The 17,182-nt window shown below is 53.3% G+C and carries 15 protein-coding genes; 8 read left to right on the forward strand and 7 right to left on the reverse strand.

Going from position 1 to position 17,182, the window contains the following annotated elements; genetic code table 11:
- Positions 1 to 42: 42 nt before the first annotated feature.
- From CMR03_RS07015 to CMR03_RS07030, 3 genes are all read left to right on the forward strand, one after another.
- Positions 43 to 1,665 (forward strand): alpha-glucoside-specific PTS transporter subunit IIBC, encoded by a 1,623-nt coding sequence (locus CMR03_RS07015; protein WP_096011166.1) that lies wholly within the window; start codon positions 43 to 45, stop codon positions 1,663 to 1,665.
- The gene (locus CMR03_RS07020; RefSeq protein WP_096011167.1) at positions 1,662 to 2,984 is read left to right on the forward strand and encodes a 6-phospho-alpha-glucosidase; all 1,323 of its coding nucleotides are present in this window, start codon (positions 1,662 to 1,664) and stop codon (positions 2,982 to 2,984) included. The genes CMR03_RS07015 and CMR03_RS07020 overlap by 4 nt, the downstream gene beginning before the upstream one ends.
- 275 nt (positions 2,985 to 3,259) lie before the next feature.
- Complete coding sequence (locus tag CMR03_RS07030; RefSeq protein ID WP_096011168.1) at positions 3,260 to 3,730, forward strand: MEKHLA domain-containing protein; 471 nt, start codon at positions 3,260 to 3,262, stop codon at positions 3,728 to 3,730.
- A 37-nt stretch (positions 3,731 to 3,767) separates the two neighbouring features.
- On the opposite strand, the gene CMR03_RS07035 is transcribed toward CMR03_RS07030, so the two are convergent.
- Positions 3,768 to 5,312, reverse strand: coding sequence for a methyl-accepting chemotaxis protein (locus CMR03_RS07035; RefSeq protein WP_096011169.1), 1,545 nt, complete (start codon positions 5,310 to 5,312; stop codon positions 3,768 to 3,770).
- Positions 5,313 to 5,905: 593 nt separating this feature from the next.
- On the opposite strand from CMR03_RS07035, the gene CMR03_RS07040 reads away from it, so the two are divergent.
- Complete coding sequence (locus tag CMR03_RS07040) at positions 5,906 to 6,100, forward strand: hypothetical protein (RefSeq protein ID WP_063879871.1); 195 nt, start codon at positions 5,906 to 5,908, stop codon at positions 6,098 to 6,100.
- 39 nt (positions 6,101 to 6,139) lie between these two features.
- On the opposite strand, the gene CMR03_RS07045 is transcribed toward CMR03_RS07040, so the two are convergent.
- Entirely contained in the window at positions 6,140 to 7,273 is a 1,134-nt protein-coding gene (locus CMR03_RS07045; protein ID WP_096011170.1) for an acyltransferase family protein, read from the reverse strand.
- 181 nt (positions 7,274 to 7,454) lie between these two features.
- On the opposite strand from CMR03_RS07045, the gene CMR03_RS07050 reads away from it, so the two are divergent.
- Positions 7,455 to 8,201, forward strand: coding sequence for an SDR family oxidoreductase (locus tag CMR03_RS07050; RefSeq protein WP_096011171.1), 747 nt, complete (start codon positions 7,455 to 7,457; stop codon positions 8,199 to 8,201).
- Positions 8,167 to 8,496 (forward strand): GNAT family N-acetyltransferase, encoded by a 330-nt coding sequence (locus tag CMR03_RS07055; RefSeq protein WP_096011172.1) that lies wholly within the window; start codon positions 8,167 to 8,169, stop codon positions 8,494 to 8,496. The genes CMR03_RS07050 and CMR03_RS07055 overlap by 35 nt, the downstream gene beginning before the upstream one ends.
- Before the next feature lie 50 nt (positions 8,497 to 8,546).
- On the opposite strand, the gene mdtI is transcribed toward CMR03_RS07055, so the two are convergent.
- From mdtI to betI, 5 genes are all read right to left on the reverse strand, one after another.
- Positions 8,547 to 8,876: a multidrug/spermidine efflux SMR transporter subunit MdtI gene (mdtI, locus tag CMR03_RS07060; RefSeq protein WP_096011173.1), complete on the reverse strand. Its 330-nt coding sequence runs from the start codon at positions 8,874 to 8,876 to the stop codon at positions 8,547 to 8,549.
- Complete coding sequence (mdtJ, locus tag CMR03_RS07065) at positions 8,863 to 9,213, reverse strand: multidrug/spermidine efflux SMR transporter subunit MdtJ (RefSeq protein WP_096011174.1); 351 nt, start codon at positions 9,211 to 9,213, stop codon at positions 8,863 to 8,865. Before mdtJ ends, mdtI begins: the two co-directional genes overlap by 14 nt.
- A gap of 407 nt (positions 9,214 to 9,620) precedes the next feature.
- Positions 9,621 to 11,303 carry a choline dehydrogenase gene (gene betA / locus CMR03_RS07070; protein ID WP_096011175.1) on the reverse strand — a complete coding sequence of 561 codons (1,683 nt, stop codon included), beginning with the start codon at positions 11,301 to 11,303 and terminating at the stop codon, positions 9,621 to 9,623.
- A gap of 23 nt (positions 11,304 to 11,326) precedes the next feature.
- Positions 11,327 to 12,799, reverse strand: coding sequence for a betaine-aldehyde dehydrogenase (gene betB, locus CMR03_RS07075; protein WP_096011176.1), 1,473 nt, complete (start codon positions 12,797 to 12,799; stop codon positions 11,327 to 11,329).
- 17 nt (positions 12,800 to 12,816) lie between these two features.
- Positions 12,817 to 13,410 (reverse strand): transcriptional regulator BetI, encoded by a 594-nt coding sequence (betI, locus tag CMR03_RS07080; protein ID WP_096011177.1) that lies wholly within the window; start codon positions 13,408 to 13,410, stop codon positions 12,817 to 12,819.
- Between the two features lie 257 nt (positions 13,411 to 13,667).
- Between betI and CMR03_RS07085 the strand changes: the two genes are divergently transcribed.
- Positions 13,668 to 15,698 (forward strand): choline transporter, encoded by a 2,031-nt coding sequence (locus tag CMR03_RS07085; RefSeq protein WP_063879863.1) that lies wholly within the window; start codon positions 13,668 to 13,670, stop codon positions 15,696 to 15,698.
- Positions 15,699 to 15,829: 131 nt separating this feature from the next.
- Positions 15,830 to 17,182 (forward strand): MFS transporter, encoded by a 1,353-nt coding sequence (locus tag CMR03_RS07090; RefSeq protein WP_096011178.1) that lies wholly within the window; start codon positions 15,830 to 15,832, stop codon positions 17,180 to 17,182.

A 17,182-nucleotide genomic window follows, 5' to 3' on the forward strand; every position in this document is an offset into this window, starting at 1 on the left:
CTATAACGATATATTCTTAGAGTCGTTGCGTGAGGAACTAAAATGCTCAGTCAAATACAGCGTTTTGGCGGCGCCATGTTTACCCCAGTATTGTTATTTCCCTTTGCCGGCATCATCGTTGGCCTTTCAATTATGTTACGCAATCCTTTATTTGTAGGGGAAGCACTAACGCATCCAGATAGTTTATTTAATCAAATAGTGTTCATTATTGAAGAAGGCGGCTGGACGGTTTTTAGAAATATGCCGTTAATTTTTGCGGTTGGCTTGCCGGTGGGGTTGGCAAAACAGGCTCAGGGACGTGCCTGCCTGGCCGTTGTCGTCAGTTTTTTAACCTGGAATTACCTGATTAATGCCATGGGCAGCACCTGGGGCGATTTTTTTTCCGTCGATTTTTCCAAAGGCACTGAAGCCGGAAGCGGACTGGCCATGATCGCCGGGATAAAAACGCTGGATACCAGCATCATCGGTGCCATCGTCATCGCCGGTCTGGTGACGGCGCTACACAATCGTTATTTTGATAAACCCCTGCCGGTGTTTCTGGGTATTTTTCAGGGCTCATCATTTGTGGTCATTGTTGCCTTCTTAGCGATGATTCCCTGCGCCTGGTTAACGCTGTTTGGCTGGCCCAAAATTCAAATGGGCATTGAGTCGCTTCAACAGTTTTTACGCGATGCGGGCGCTGTTGGCGTGTGGGTTTATACCTTTCTTGAACGCATTCTGATCCCCACCGGACTGCACCATTTTATTTATGGACCTTTCATCTTTGGCCCGGCAGTGGTTGAAGGTGGCATCCAGGTTTACTGGGCCGAGCATCTGCAGGCGTTCAGCCAGAGCACGCAACCCCTCAAACAACTGTTTCCTCAAGGCGGTTTCGCCCTTCATGGCAATGCCAAAGTGTTTGGCGCAGTGGGGATTGCGTTGGCGATCTATTCGACAGCCTCACCGCTTCAGCGGATCAAAGTCGCAGGGTTATTAATTCCGGCCACGTTGACGGCCGTACTGGTCGGCATCACAGAACCCCTGGAGTTTACCTTCCTGTTTATTTCGCCTCTGTTGTTTGCGGTGCACGCTGTGCTGGCCGCCAGCATGGCGACAGCAATGTATATGTGCGGCGTCGTGGGGAATTATGGCGGCGGCTTACTGGATCAGTTTCTGCCGCAAAACTGGATACCCATGTTCCCTAATCATGCTGGCATGGTCCTGACCCAAATAGGCATTGGCCTGGTTTTTACGGGCCTCTACTTTGTGGTTTTTCACCAACTCATCCTGCGGTTGAACCTGAAAACGCCCGGTCGTGAGGACAGTGAAGTCAGGCTTTACAACAAAGCCGACTACCGGGCAGCACGACACGCGTCTGCTTCATCTGATGGGCAGAACCCGCAACACGATCAGGTACGGGGTTTTCTGCATGCATTGGGCGGGGCCAGCAATATAGCCAACATCAACAACTGCGCCACGCGCCTGCGGATAACCCTGGTCGATGAGGCTAAAACGCAAAACGATGCCGCGTTTATGGCGCTGGGGGCGCACGGTGTCGTCCGGCGTGGCAACGGTATTCAGGTCATCGTGGGCTTACAGGTCCCCCAGGTGCGCGAGCAACTTGAAAGCCAAATGAAAGACCAGGCCGAATCTGAAGCAACACCTTCCATGGAGAAACCATTATGAAGACATTCTCAGTTTTAATTGCGGGCGGCGGCAGCACGTTTACGCCGGGTATTGTGCTGATGCTCCTGGCGAACCGGCACCGCTTTCCTTTGCGCCAGCTGAAATTTTACGATAATGACGCCGCCCGTCAGGAAACTATTGCACAGGCCTGTCAGATTATCTTGCAGGAACAGGCACCTGAGATTGCGTTCAGCTACACCACCGATCCGCAGGAAGCATTTAGCGACGTCGATTTTGTTATGGCGCATATACGGGTCGGTAAATATCCCATGCGTGAGCAAGATGAAAAAATCCCGTTGCGTCATGGTGTGCTGGGCCAGGAAACCTGTGGGCCGGGTGGCATTGCCTATGGGATGCGCTCAATCGGCGGCGTCCTTGAGCTCGTCGATTATATGCAGCAGTACTCACCCGATGCCTGGATGCTGAATTATTCTAACCCGGCTGCCATCGTGGCTGAGGCAACGCGGCGCCTGCGACCTGAGGCGAAGATCCTGAACATTTGTGATATGCCGATTGGTATAGAAGGTCGGATGGCGAAAATTGTCGGTCTGCAAGACCGCAAACAAATGCGGGTACGCTACTACGGACTCAATCATTTTGGCTGGTGGACTGCTGTTGAAGATCTGAAGGGAAATGATTTGATGCCACAACTGCGTGAGTACGTGGCGAAACACGGCTATGTGCCGCCTTCAGAGGCGTCGTCAGTAGAGCCGAGTTGGAACGACACCTTCGTGAAGGCGCGCGATGTGCAGGCGCTGGACCCACTGACGTTGCCCAATACCTATCTGAAATATTATCTGTTTCCAGATTATGTGGTCGCGCATTCCAATCCTGCACGCACCCGCGCTAATGAAGTGATGGAGCATCGTGAAAAGCAGGTATTCAGTGCCTGCAGGGCAATCAGCGATGCAGGTCATTCATCTGCCGGCGAGTTGGAGATAGACGAACATGCCTCCTACATTGTCGATCTGGCAACCGCGATCGCCTTCAATACTCAGGCGCGTATGCTGTTAATTGTGCCTAACCGGGGTGCCATTTCCAATTTCGACCCGGAAGCGATGGTGGAAATTCCCTGTCTGGTCGGTCATAACGGTGCGGAAGCGCTTCAGGTTGGAGACATTCCTACTTTCCAGAAGGGCTTAATGAGTCAGCAGGTTGCGGTCGAAAAGCTTGTGGTGGAGGCATGGGAACAGCGTTCCCGGCAAAAGTTATGGCAGGCCATTACCTTGTCTAAAACGGTGCCGAGTGCGACGGTCGCAAACGCGATTCTCGACGATCTTATCGAGGCGAATAAAGCCTTCTGGCCGCCATTGAGCTAAACCGCCAGCCAGCCTGGGATTGCGTTCAGGCTGGCTGACTTCAGCGCACACAGGGCGAGCCAACAGAATCGAATGCCGTTATGGATCACCCTGTGGATGGAGCGCGGGAGATGCCAATATTCTAACGTGCACTGAGCGGCGATAGCCGTGCTGTGCGCAGCGCGCGAGGTAGATACCTGTGAGCCATTCATCTTCACCGTAACCCATTCTTGATTTTCAACACGCATCCCGCCACATTACCTCCTCGCATCCTGCCTTTTGTAACGGAGTTGATAATGTCGACGGAAAACCAACTGGCTTTATTGCAGCGTATTGATGAACGCTACCGCGCACTCACCGGACGCGGCCTTTATTGCCCCGATGAGCGTGTTGATCGCTACCTGTGGCTGCATGAACATGCACCGTACAGCATTCTGGCCCACAGTAGCGAAGCCGATCCGGTATTTGTTTATGCCAATCGTTGTGCACTGAGCTGCTTCAAATACAGCCTGGAAGAGATGCTGCAATTGCCTTCACGACTCAGTGCCGGACCTTCCGACAGGGAAGCGCGGCAGCGCCTGCTGGACATTGTCAAACGCGACGGCATTGCCATCGGCTACAGCGGGCCGCGGGTAGATAAACAGGGCAAGCATTTCATCATCTATGAGGGCGAGGTATGGCAGTCAGACAGGGACGCAGAGGCCGGCTGGGGCCAGGCCGCACTGTTCTGGCCCGGTCCCCGTAACGGGATGGCAGAGATAACCTGATCGGTCAGGTCATCTCTGCCAGATGAAGAGGGCGCATTTATACCCTGAAGGCTTCGACCATGCCCCGCAGGGCGTGCGCCTGTTCAGAAAGTGACTGTGAAGCGGACGATGACTCTTCCACCAGGGCGGCGTTATTCTGCGTGACGCTGTCCATCTGGCTGACGGCAACGCTGACCTGAGAAATGCCCTGCATCTGTTCGGAAGAGGCCAGTGAGATCTCATCCATCGCACTGGCCAGATCGCCCACCATGCTGACAATCTTCAGGATGCTGTCACCTGTACCGCTGGCGACTTTGACGCCGCTACCAACCTGTTCCACTGCCTGCTCAATCAGTGATTTTATCTCTTTCGCTGCGGTAGCGCTGCGCTGCGCCAGGGTACGGACTTCGCCCGCCACCACCGCAAAACCGCGGCCATCTTCGCCGGCCCGTGCGGCTTCAACCGCAGCATTGAGCGCCAGAATATTGGTCTGGAAGGCAATCCCTTCGATGACGCCGGTGATATCGCGAATTTTAGACGCGCTCAGCGAAATCTCGTTCATGGTTTCCGACATCCGGTGGACGTCGCTTTCGCCGCTGCGTGCCAGTACGGCGGTCTCGCGAGCCGTAGATGCGGTACTCTGAGCACCGGCGGCATTACTTTTCACTGTGGCGGTAAGCTGTTCCATGCTGGCTGCGGTTTCCTGCAGCGCGGCTGCCTGCTGTTCGGTACGGGAGGAGAGCTCCGTATTACCCTGGGCGATTTCTTCAGCCGCCAGCGCGACATTGCCCGAGGTCTGTTTAATTTCCGATACCAGACCACGAAGTTTGGCCTGCATGGCATCCAGTGAAGCAAGCAGGCTGGTGGAATCATTACGACGGAGCGTGACGCTGGAGGTCAGATCGCCTGCGGCAATCGTGGCCGCCAGCACCTGTGCCTGCGCCGGTTCACCGCCAAGTTGGCGCATCAACACACGGGTTATCATATAGCCGGTGGCCACCGAGAACAGCACGGAAAGCACGGATAAAAACACCAGGGTCAGCGAGGCCCGACTGGTGGCATTGCTGTTGACTTCCACCGCATTTCGGCTGTTGTGCATCAGAATGTCGGTGGTTTTATTTAGGGCGTTCAGCATATCGCGTTGCAGCGGACGCAGGGTTTCCATGAGATAACGTGTCGCTTCATCTCGCTCATTTTTCAGTCCCAGTTGCCCGGCGGACTCAAAGGCACCCATCACCGTGGCCTCAAGTTCTTTGATGTGACTCAAGGCAGCTTGTTCTTCAGCAGTGGACTGGCTCTGCATAATGGTTTCGAGCGTTTCACGGTTTTTGGTGAAGAGGCTTTTCTGTGTTTCAATGCGTTCCCATTCTGGCTGCATCTCTTTCGTGTCAGAAAGTAAGGCCAGATTTCGCACGGCTATCGCCAAATCCCGCAGCCCGCCGCGCATATCAAGAATAAGCTGGTACTTCCTCATTTTGACATTCACGACCTCATCCATCCCCGTTTTAGCGTTATGCAGCGAGTTAAGGGAGACGGAGGTACAGATAATAAAAAGCAGAATTAACAAACCGAAACCGATTGAAAGACGAGTAGAGATTTTCATGTAGATGTTCCCGATGGATTACCGTTTTGTTCTCTATCGGCACCAGTCTGGAAAAGGATTAACGAAAAAAGCAAAATTTACATAAGTTTCTTTAATATTATTTTTATAAATCAGAAAAATGATCTTAATCAATAAAGAGGGATATTTTTGTTATGGGCAGTATATTCAGGCAGAAGTCAGGAATTTAAGATGGCAGGTTGATGTGTTTAATCGGTTTGAGCGCGGATTCTCGGTGAAAACATAAATTATAATGGTGGTTGCGATTAACCCTGATAGCGCTGATTCAGCGGACATCAGGATTATGCCCGCGACCTGCTATCAGGCTTTAGCCAGTGCCTTAACGCATAACGCCTATCGCACACGGCGATGCCATCCTCTCTCCGCGGAGAGGACGCAACATTACCGAACGGATAACACCGGGTGCCGAGATAGCAGGATGCAACCGGGTGCTGTGCCCGCAGAAAGAGAGGATAAACAGCAGCAAGAATATGTGATCAAGGTAACAATCTTGACGCGAATTTTAAGTTTATCAGACACTTCATTACGCCAGTTTCTTCACTATAGCGACTCCATTCACAGCATGGGAAAGCGCAATGAAGAAACCGTTAGCCGTGGCCTGGTTATTTTTGATGATTTCATTTGGGGCAACCGCACAAGGTCTGGTGCACACCAGGATCGATCGCGTTCATGTCGCCGGATTAAAAACCCATAGCAGCATCGCCGATACGCCGGAGTCACCGGATGAACACGTGAGGGAAAGGCAGCACGAGGTGGGTAAAGCCGTGTGAAGTGAATAAAATGGCTCGCACTCGCGAGCCATTGTTCGGTCAGCGTGCAGGCTTAGGCGCCAGGAACCTCTTGCCCAGATTAATCCCCGGTTTTTCCACGTATTTGAACAGTAACGATGCCAGTCCATAGGTCAGCGGAATCGACACGGCGCATACGATCAGGAAACGCGTCAGATCATGTTGATACTCGATATCCGTCTGATTAAGCAACAGCGCAATCGCTGGAATCACGATCAGCAGGTGCAGCAAATAAACCGAAAACGAGACGTCACCTAACCATGTACTCAGTCGGTTGTTCAAAAGCTTGCGTGGGATCTGGATCAGTTTCGCCATCAGACTGTTTTCCTGATACTGCCACAGCACGGCCGCCATACCGATAATCATGACGGCTTCCAGCATCACCTGCAGCTTGATGGCACCCAATCCGATAAGAACGCTGACTGCCGGACCGGCTAGGGCAAACACGATATAAAGCAGGGATTTGCGTCGAACAGCTTCGGCCAGCAACATACCTGAAATAAACATATTCAGTTTAATCAGAATCATCGATGGCATTTCAAACGCTTCATAGTAGTCGGGCAGCAGGTAACGACCGGCACAGCTCAGCGCCATAATGCTCAGCAGGGCGGTGGCATAGCCAAAGCGCATCACCGCCAGCATAATAAAGGGAAACAGCAGATAGAACTGCATTTCCAGCCCAATGCTCCAGTCGGGCAGCGTTGTATTGAACCCATAGGCGGGCAGCAAGCCGAACAGGAATGACAGGTGCGTTAGCACGTTCATCAACGACTGATCGGCATAGCGGGAGGATTCTGTCGCGGTGCCGGAATAAAACTGTGCAATGGTATCGCGCATTTCACCAAACCAGGGGCCGTAAATCAGCGCAACGGCCAGCAGCAAATAGTAGAGTGGGGCGATGCGGAAAAAACGACGTAACCAGAATTTCTTGATGGTTTCCGCACTTTGCCAGGGCTCTTTATGCTGGCGTTCTACGTAGTTTTTCGCCATCAGATAACCCGAAAGCAGGATAAACAGATCCACACCAATGCCGGGTGAGGAAATCAGGGTGATATGGCAATGGATAAGCAAACTGATGTGCCCCAGCAGTACCCAAAGAGAAGCAATGCCACGCAACCCCTCCAGCTCCGTGGACCAACCTCGTGTCGCAGACATGGTAAAACCTCGTTAATCAGTTAGTTATACTGGCTCTAAGGCGGTAACTAAGCCTTAACGCTGTTGCCAAGTCCACCCGCAAACAAAAAAGTGAGAGGATTCTGACGCTGTGGTTAATAATTGAACGGCGAGATGATGTGCTCGCTAACGCTGTCTGGTACGTCAAACGGGAACCGAAAACATGAAAAAGAGTGGCAATACGTTGTTGATTACTGGCGGGGGATCGGGCATTGGGCGGGCACTGGCACATCGCTGGCACGACGCCGGAAATCAGGTGATTATCACCGGACGTCGGCAGGAAACCTTAGACGATGCGGCAGCCGGACGAGAGCGCATTGCAACCTGGGTGATGAATGTTACGGATTCAGCCGACGTCAACAACGCCATTCCTCAACTACTGCGCACCTACCCGCACGTGAATGTTTTAGTGAATAATGCCGGTGTGTTCAGCCCCGAAGATATCACTACAGTGCGGGATCTGAGCGAGGTAGCCAGAATGACAGAAACCAATTTTATTGCTCCCATCAGGCTCACGGATGCGCTGATCGATCATCTCAGCGGTCAGCCTGATGCGGCCATCATCAACGTCTCCTCAGGATTGGCTTTTGTGCCTTTTCCGGCGTCACCAACTTACAGTGCGACCAAAGCGGCACTCCATTCTTATACGGCGGCTATTCGGCCGCTATTGCAGGGAAAGGTGGAGGTGATTGAGATTATCCCGCCCCAGGTGCAGACCGAGCTGGCGCCCGGACAGTCACAGGATGCCAACAGTATGCCGCTTGATGTGTTTGCCGATGAGGTGATGACGTTATTGCATAGCGGGGCAACGCCTGCGGAAGTCTGCGTGGCGCGCGTGCGCTATTTTCGCGAGGCCGAAGCGAAAGGCCACTTTGATGAGGCTTTGCAAATGCTCATGCAGTACAGCTAAGACCACGCGGGAACGGTCGGATAACCAGGATAGCCCCATTGGTATTGGCCGGGTCATCGGGGACGGAGGATGCTTTTTTGTCATTACGGATATTGCAGTGATCCCGCAGCATCAAAAGAAAGGCGTAGGCGATCGTATTATGCGTGCGCTGATGAATTATATTCAGCGTCACGCACCGCCGTCAGCTTATATCAGTTTAATCGCCAGCCACGGTACGCCCGTTTTTTATGCGCGCTATGGTTTTGAACCGGCACTGCCTCCCGAGCGCGTAGGGATGTTTTTGCGCATCGCCTGATACGCGTGACGTCATAAATGACAATGGGGGACGTCACCGTCCCCGCAGTGTCAGGCCAGTTTAAGGATAATCATTCCCAGTAATAGCAGGGCAAGCCCGGCCCAGCCTGTTCGGTTGAGCCGCTGATCAAACAGAATCCATCCTGCTGCCACGGTCGCGACGATGCCAAAGCCGCCCCACAGGGCATAAGCAATCGACAGCTCAATGCCTTTTACCGCTTGAGACAGCGCGCTAAACGCCAGCAGCACGCAGGCCAACGACAGAATCCCATAACCGGGTTTTTTAAAGCCGTTGCTGTACTTAAGTAAAATATTAGCGGCGATCTCCAGCAGTACGGCCAGCGCCAGCCAGGCAAAGTGAATCAGATCAGGCAGGATCATGTTCTGCCTCCTTGACCTCACCGCTGCCGGCTTTCATTAACAGGATGCCGACAACCAGGGTGAACAGGCCGCAGACTTTCATCAGCGATAAGGTTTCGTCAAACAGCTGCACGCTAAATACGGTGATCAGCATAATGCCAACGCCTTCCCAGAGCGCATAAGCGACACCCAACGCAATGCGCTTAATGGCGAAACTCAGAAAGAGATAAGAACAGGCAATCATCCCCAGCATGATCACATATCCCGTCTGGCTTTGATTCAGGCTGGACCATTTCATGGTTAAGGTGCCAATGATTTCCGTAACAATAGCGAGTGCTAATAATCCCCAGGCGCGCATGGGTTTTCTCCACAAATAAACGTCATGATTTACCGTGATGCGTAACGCAACGGCAGAAAGAGAAATTTGCTGGCAGAGAGGGGACTAAAGCGCGCTGCGCCAGTGCTGATCGACGGCGTTAACGCTGAAAGCGGTAAGGGTTAAAAGGGCGGTAAAAAGCGTAATGAACGTCCTGCTCATAATTTAACAATGCATCCACGTTGTTGCTTCTCTTCAGTGGACGGATAAAGCCTCCGGTAATAAATACCACAGCGTTATATCACGTAGTCAGATGAAGAGACAGTCTGTTTGTTCGGATATTTGACGAATATCAGGTGAATATGACGTGGGTTGAGGCGCGGTTTCGTTCTGGCAGAGAAATAAAAAAGCCGGACAGATGTCCGGCTTGGTGGTGGCACAGAAAACCGTTACGCCGTGCGTTCTGGCGCCGTGCGGACGGGAGCATCCCCTGCAACATAGTAGTCTGCCGTGCTGCGTGGCAGTGGTTCAAGGCCACGAATGCTGTCGGCAATTTTTTCACCGATCATGATGGTGGTCGCATTCAGGTTACCGGTGATAATCAGCGGCATGATAGAGGCATCGACAACGCGTAGCCCCTGCAGTCCGTGAACGCGGCCTTCACTGTCAACGACCGACATCTCATCGTTGCCCATTTTACAGGTGCCACAAGGATGGTAGGCCGTTTCGCCGTGGTTACGCACGAACTCATCCAGCTGTTCATCGGTCTGGCATTCAATACCGGGACTGATTTCGCGACCACGGTATTTATCCAGCGCGGGCTGATTAATGATCTCACGCGTGATACGAATCGCATCGCGGAATTCATGCCAGTCCTGTTCATGAGACATATAGTTGAACAGGATAGCCGGATGGCGACGCGGATCGCGTGATTTCAGGTGCACGTGACCGCGACTCGGTGAACGCATTGAACCCACGTGGCACTGGAAACCATGCGCATCAACCGCGTTCGAGCCATTGTAGTTAATCGCTACCGGCAGGAAGTGGTACTGAATATTTGGCCAGCTAAACTCTTCGCGGCTACGAATAAAGCCGCCCGCTTCAAACTGGTTACTTGCTCCCACGCCGGTGCCGTTAAACAGCCACTCCGCACCAATCTTAGGCTGATTCCACCATTTCAAGGCCGGATAAAGCGATACCGGTTCTTTACACTCGTACTGCAGATACATCTCAAGGTGATCCTGCAGATTTTCACCGACGCCTGGCAGGTCGTGTACCACGGGAATATCGAACTGCTTCAGTAGCGCTGAGGCACCGACGCCGGAGCGTTGCAGAATTTGTGGTGAGGCAATGGCACCCGCACACAGCAGGACTTCACGACGTGCGTGAGCCGTGTGCAACGTATTGCTGTCACCGATTAAATACTCGACGCCAATCGCGCGCTTACCTTCAAACAAAATGCGGTCAGTCGTGGCATGTGTGGTGATTTTCAGGTTAGGGCGGCTTTTCGCCCTGTCCAAATAGCCGCGAGCGGTACTGGAGCGTCGGCCTTCAGGCGTCACAAACCGATCCATCGGGCCAAAGCCTTCTTGCTGATAACCGTTAAGGTCATCGGTACGCGGATAGCCCGCCTGAACGCCAGCCTGAATCATCGCTTCAAACAGAACGTTATTGCCTTTCTTCGGCGTGGTGACGCTGACCGGGCCGTCACCGCCATGGTAATCGTTGGCACCGGTATCGCGCGTTTCTGATTTACGGTAGTAGGGCAGACAGTCCAGATAGCTCCAGTTCTCCAGCCCAGGCATGTCAGCCCAGTTGTCCAGATCCATGGCGTTACCGCGGATATAGCACATACCGTTGATCAGCGATGAACCGCCCAGGCCTTTGCCCCGGCCACATTCCATCCGGCGGTTGTTCATGTAGGGCTCAGGCTCTGTTTCGTACGCCCAGTTATAGCGTTTTCCCTGTAAAGGGTAAGCCAGGGCTGCAGGCATCTGGGTGCGAAAATCAAAACGGTAGTCAGGGCCGCCCGCTTCCAGCAGTAAGACATTTACGTTGCTGTCTTCGGTGAGTCGGGTAGCCAAAACATTCCCTGCGGATCCGGCTCCGATGATAATGTAATCAAATTCCATTCGTCGTTCCTCAGGTTAGGGGATTAAAATACAGACTGAAAACGCGTCAGTTCCACCTGAACCGCCTTGACCTGGGTGTAGCTTTGCAGCGTCATCAGGCCGTTTTCACGTCCCACGCCAGAGTGCTTGTAACCGCCAACCGGCATTTCGGCGGCGGACTCACCCCAGGTGTTAATCCAGCAAATGCCGGCTTCAATCTGATGGATCACCCGGTGTGCGCGGTTCAGATCCTGCGTCACCAGACCTGCAGCCAGGCCGAACTCGGTGTCATTGGCGCGGCGCACCACTTCGTCTTCAGAGGTGTAACTCAGAATCGACATGACCGGGCCAAAGATTTCTTCACGGACAATCTTCATCTCATCACGGCAGTCGCTGAATACGGTGGGTTCAACCCAGGCACCCTGATCAAAGCCTTCGCCGGTTAAGCGCTTACCGCCGCAAAGCAGACGTGCGCCTTCTTCAATGCCAGATGCAATAAAGCGCATGACATTATCACGGTGGCTAAAGCTGACCAGCGGACCAAAGTTAGTGTCAGGATCGCGCAGGTCGCCTGCTTTAATACGTGCAACGCGCTCAAGAATCCTGGCCTCAAAGGCAGACTGCAGCGCGGCAGGCACAAACACCCGCGTACCGTTGGTGCACACCTGGCCAGAACTGTAGAAGTTGGCCATCATGGCAATATCGGCTGCCAGGTCGAGATCGGCATCATCAAAAATAATCAGCGGAGACTTACCGCCCAGCTCCATCGTGACGTCTTTCAGCGTGGAACCTGCCGCGTTCGCCATGACTTTCTTGCCACTGACCACACCGCCGGTGAATGACACCTTATCAATGCCCGGATGTTCGGTCAGCAGTTGGCCGGTGACCGCGCCGGTGCCCGGCAGCACGTTAAACACACCATCTGGCACGCCGGCTTCTGTGTAGATTTCAGCCAGTTTCAGCGCCGTCAGCGGGGTAACTTCGCTGGGTTTAAAGATCATGGCGTTGCCCGCCGCCAGCGCTGGCGCAGACTTCCAGAGTGCAATCTGAATCGGGTAATTCCAGGCACCGATGCCTGCGACAACGCCTAGTGGTTCGCGGCGGGTATAAACAAATGAGGTATCACGCAACGGAATTTGTTGGCCTTCCAGCGCAGGGATCAGCCCAGCGTAATATTCCAGCACGTCGGCACCGGTAACGATGTCAACGCTTGCGGTTTCACTGAACGGCTTACCGGTATCAAGCATCTCCAGTTCAGCCAGCTCATCATTGCGCTCGCGCAGGATATCAACCGCACGACGTAGAATGCGTGAACGTTCCATTGCGGTCATGGCCGCCCAGACTTTTTGTCCTTTTCGGGCAGCGGCAACGGCGCGATCGACATCCTCGCGTCCGGCGATCTGAACATCAGCCAGTACCTCACCGTTAACCGGGTTAATGCTCTGGAAGGTTTCACCAGAGGTAGCGGCAACGTAAGTACCATTGATGTAGAGTTGTTGCTCGTTGAATCGGGACATAATTTCTCCTGGTTCCGTTACTCGTGTTCGCCAGCTAACTGCTGACGAATGAATTGGGTGGTCAGTGTCCGGGCGGTAGCCGGATCAAAAGGCTTTCCGCTCAGTGCGGCGCGTAACCACAGGCCATCTATCATGGCGGCCAGCCCGTGGGCGGCAAGGCGGGCCTTTTCTTTGGGCAACTGGCGGCGAAATTCCACTGCCAGCGCTGAAAACAAGCGCCGGTGGCTGACCCGTTCCAGCCGTCGAAGCTGAGGCTGATGCATGCTGCTTGACCAGAAATCAAGCCAGGCTTTCATTACCGCGCGTTCCACCTGACTTTCGTCAAAATTGCCGTCGACGATAGCGCGCAGCCGGACTTCTGCCGAAGCCTGCGCCAGTGGAGCCAGCCGATGCGCGACCGCTTCACGCAGTTGTCGGGTGACATCGCGCATGGTGGCTTCCAGCAAGCCATTCTTGTCCTTGAAATAATGACTAATGATGCCCGTTGAAACGCCTGCGCGCCGCGCAATCTGGGCAATGGTGGCATCATTAATGCCGACTTCATTGATGGTGCCCAGCGTGGCATCAATCAACTGCCGACGTCGTATTGGCTGCATCCCTACCTTTGGCATGACTTTCACTCCAGCCTGAAACCGAGCCTCTATTTAAACTTTTTTTGATTGGATGTTCAATATAAATAGAAACCTTGTTAGGATGATGTGTCTTAAAAGTTGAGTAAGTGAAGCGGTAAGTGTGGCAGATTGGCTAGTTTTGACCAGAATGTAACGGCAGGAAACGAAGCGTAAAAAAACACATGCCGCCAGGGCGCCGGATTTTTAACCGGATTGATCTCTTGCAGAATTTACAAGCCAACAACCAGAGGTAAACGATGACGAGTCCACCAACTAGTGAAAAAGACAGAATCAATCCTGTAGTGTTTTACACATCGGCAGGATTGATTCTGACGTTTTCACTCATCACCATTCTGTTTAGCAACGAAGCTGCAGGCTGGATTTTAAAGGCAGTTAACTGGGTGTCAGCCGCGTTTGGCTGGTATTACATGCTGGCGGCAACGCTGTACATTGTCTTTGTGGTTTATATGGCGTGTTCGCGCTTCGGCTCGATCAAGCTGGGGCCAGAGCAGTCAAAGCCTGAGTTCAGTGTACTGAGTTGGTCGGCGATGCTGTTCGCCGCCGGTATCGGTATTGACCTGATGTTCTTTTCGGTAGCGGAACCTGTTTCACAGTATATGCAGCCGCCGGAAGGTGCAGGGCAGACCATGGAGGCGGCCCGCCAGGCGATGGTCTGGACGCTGTTCCACTACGGCTTAACCGGCTGGTCAATGTATGCCTTAATGGGGATTGCGCTGGGTTATTTTAGCTACCGTTATAATCTGCCGTTAACCATCCGCTCGGCGCTGTATCCCATCTTTGGAAAGCGCATTAACGGCCCGATTGGACATACCGTGGATATTGCGGCGGTTGTCGGCACGATTTTTGGTATCGCAACCACGCTGGGCATCGGCGTTGTTCAGCTGAATTACGGACTGAAGGTGTTGTTTGATGTTCCCGAAGGGCTGACCGCCCAGACGGCCCTGATCATTCTGTCGGTGGTTATCGCGACCATCTCTGTCACCTCTGGCGTGGACAAAGGTATCCGTATTCTGTCCGAGCTGAATGTGGCACTGGCACTTGGCCTGATTCTGTTTGTCCTGTTTGCCGGTGATACCAGCTTCCTGCTTAATGCGCTGGTCCTTAATGTGGGCGACTATATCAACCGCTTTATGGGCATGACGCTGAATACCTTTGCTTTTGATCGGCCAACGCAGTGGATGAACAGCTGGACGCTGTTTTTCTGGGCCTGGTGGGTTGCCTGGTCGCCATTCGTTGGCCTGTTCCTGGCGCGTATATCACGCGGTCGTACCATCCGTGAGTTCGTTCTTGGCACGCTGGTGATTCCTTTTACCTTTACGCTGCTTTGGCTGTCTGTATTCGGTAACGCCGCCCTGTATGAAATTATTCATGGCGACGCGGGCTTTGCCCAGGAAGTGATGACGCACGCAGAGCGCGGTTTCTATAGCCTGCTGGCCCAGTATCCGGCATTTAAGCTGAGCGCATCGGTGGCAACCATTACCGGTATGCTGTTCTACGTCACCTCGGCGGATTCCGGTTCGCTGGTGTTAGGTAACTTCACCTCAAAACTGAAAGACATCAACAGCGATGCGCCCAACTGGCTGCGTATCTTCTGGTCGGTGGCGATTGGTGTGCTGACGTTGAGTATGTTGATGACCAACGGCATCACCGCGTTGCAAAATGCCACAGTGATTATGGGGCTGCCGTTTAGCTTCGTGATCTTCTTTGTGATGGCGGGATTGTATAAGTCACTCAAGGTTGAGGACTACCGTCGTGCCAGTGCGACACGCGATACTGCGCCTTACCTGGCACATGCGACCGATCGTCTGACCTGGAAAAAACGCCTGTCGCGGCTGATGAACTACCCCGGCTCGCGTTACACGCTGAAGATGATGGAAGAGACCATCTTCCCTGCCATGCAGGAAGTGGCAAAAGAGCTGGAGCTGCGTGGCGCCAGGGTCTCGCTGGATAAGGTGGCGGCTGACGACGAGCATCCGCTGGGTTATCTGGATTTGCGCGTTCAGCTGGGCGACGAGCAGGACTTCCTCTATCAGGTCTGGCCGCAGCAATACTCGGTACCTGGTTTTACCTACCGGGCGCGTAGCGGTAAGTCCACCTATTACCGGCTGGAAACCTTCCTGCTGGAAGGCAGTCAGGGCAATGACCTGATGGACTACAGCAAAGAGCAGGTGATTATTGATATCCTCGATCAATATGAACGTCACCTGAACTTTATCCACCTCCATCGCGAGGCACCGGGAAGCAACATTACCTTCCCCAACGCCTGAGTCAGCAGCCCGTAAGCCGAGAGGTTTACGGGCTTTTTTCATAGTCGGAATAGTCCCGACCTAAACCGTCACAAAATCAACTATCTTTAAAGATTACAGGACACCGATTACCGTGGTTGACAGGGAGTCGTATGCGAAAAATTCTTAGAACATTTCTGCCGCTTTACACCACTACGTTGCTGATGCTACTGGGGTCGGGGTTGCTGACGACCTATGTGTCGCTGCGCCTGGCGCATGAACAGGTTAACGGGGCGGTGATCGGTGCGATTATCGCAGCCTATTACATTGGCCTGGTGATCGGCGGAAAAGTGGGGCACAACCTGATTGCGCGCGTCGGCCATATTCGTGCGTATGTGGCCTGTGCCGGTATTATCACCGCGTCGGTGATAGGGCACGGGCTGACAGACTTTATACCGCTATGGGTTTTTCTGCGTCTGATTATCGGCCTGTGCATGATGTGCCAGTATATGGTGCTGGAAAGCTGGCTCAATGATCAGGCGGAATCTTCACAGCGCGGCCTGATTTTTGGCTTCTATATGGTGGCAACTTACCTTGGATTGAGTAGTGGCCAGGTGGTGCTGACGCTGCAAAGCGGGTTTGGTATCAATACGTTGTTGATTGTGGCCCTCTGTTTTGCGCTCTGTCTGGTACCCATCGCCCTGACAACGCGCACCCATGTGCGGCCCATGTCGCCCGCGCCCATGGAACTGAGCTATTTTATTCGCACGATTCCAAAGTTGCTCAGTACCACCTTGTTAACCGGTATGGTGGTCGGTGCCTTTTATGGTCTGGCACCGGTTTACGCCAGCAGTAAAGGGTTCAGCGATGCCCAAACCGGGATATTCATGAGCCTGACTATTTTCGCCGGGCTGGTTTCACAGTTTCCCCTCAGTTGGCTGTCTGATCGCTACGACCGCCAGCGACTGTTGTTCTATATTTCCGTCGTATTGATGCTGGCCTGTTTGCCGCTGGTTGTATTGCCAAACCTCTCTTTCAACTGGGTGCTGGGCATCGCGTTTGTCGCCAGCATGGTGCAGTTTTCACTTTATCCTTTACAGGTCGCTCTGGCTAACGATCAGGTGGCTGCCGAGCAGCGCGTGTCACTCACGGCCTGTTTATTGATGGCCTTTGGCATCGGTGCCAGTATCGGTCCTTTGCTGGTGGGGGCATTAATTCAGCCGTTTGGCAGCAACATGCTTTATCTGTTCTTCACCCTGTGTACGCTGCTGATTGCCGCATTGAGCTATATGAAGACGCCGCTTCCGTTGCCGACCACCGAAGTACCGCTGCCCCATGTGGTCTTGCCAGACAGCCTGGCGACATCGCCATTAGGTGCAGCGCTTAACCCGGTGCTGGAAGATGAGGCGATTCAGGCGGCGATGGTGAATAGCGACGAAGAGAAAGAGGATGACGAAGAGGATAAAGAGGACGATGACGATCGGGGCAGCAAGGATACGCAAAATCAGGAACACGCTAACCGCTGA

It is taken from the genome of Pantoea allii (assembly GCF_002307475.1).
Classification (GTDB): Bacteria; Pseudomonadota; Gammaproteobacteria; order Enterobacterales; family Enterobacteriaceae; genus Pantoea; species Pantoea allii.

Coding starts and splice junctions, on each gene's coding strand:
- CMR03_RS07090 (WP_096011178.1), top strand. CDS start 15,830: ATGCGAAAAATTCTTAGAACATTTCTGCCGCTTTACACCACTACGTTG.
- betB (WP_096011176.1), bottom strand. CDS start 12,799: ATGTCCCGATTCAACGAGCAACAACTCTACATCAATGGTACTTACGTT.
- betA (WP_096011175.1), bottom strand. CDS start 11,303: ATGGAATTTGATTACATTATCATCGGAGCCGGATCCGCAGGGAATGTT.
- CMR03_RS07045 (WP_096011170.1), bottom strand. CDS start 7,273: ATGTCTGCGACACGAGGTTGGTCCACGGAGCTGGAGGGGTTGCGTGGC.
- CMR03_RS07040 (WP_063879871.1), top strand. CDS start 5,906: ATGAAGAAACCGTTAGCCGTGGCCTGGTTATTTTTGATGATTTCATTT.
- CMR03_RS07055 (WP_096011172.1), top strand. CDS start 8,167: ATGAGGCTTTGCAAATGCTCATGCAGTACAGCTAAGACCACGCGGGAA.
- CMR03_RS07085 (WP_063879863.1), top strand. CDS start 13,668: ATGACGAGTCCACCAACTAGTGAAAAAGACAGAATCAATCCTGTAGTG.
- mdtJ (WP_096011174.1), bottom strand. CDS start 9,213: ATGCGCGCCTGGGGATTATTAGCACTCGCTATTGTTACGGAAATCATT.
- CMR03_RS07015 (WP_096011166.1), top strand. CDS start 43: ATGCTCAGTCAAATACAGCGTTTTGGCGGCGCCATGTTTACCCCAGTA.
- CMR03_RS07030 (WP_096011168.1), top strand. CDS start 3,260: ATGTCGACGGAAAACCAACTGGCTTTATTGCAGCGTATTGATGAACGC.
- CMR03_RS07020 (WP_096011167.1), top strand. CDS start 1,662: ATGAAGACATTCTCAGTTTTAATTGCGGGCGGCGGCAGCACGTTTACG.
- mdtI (WP_096011173.1), bottom strand. CDS start 8,876: ATGATCCTGCCTGATCTGATTCACTTTGCCTGGCTGGCGCTGGCCGTA.
- CMR03_RS07035 (WP_096011169.1), bottom strand. CDS start 5,312: ATGAAAATCTCTACTCGTCTTTCAATCGGTTTCGGTTTGTTAATTCTG.
- betI (WP_096011177.1), bottom strand. CDS start 13,410: ATGCCAAAGGTAGGGATGCAGCCAATACGACGTCGGCAGTTGATTGAT.
- CMR03_RS07050 (WP_096011171.1), top strand. CDS start 7,455: ATGAAAAAGAGTGGCAATACGTTGTTGATTACTGGCGGGGGATCGGGC.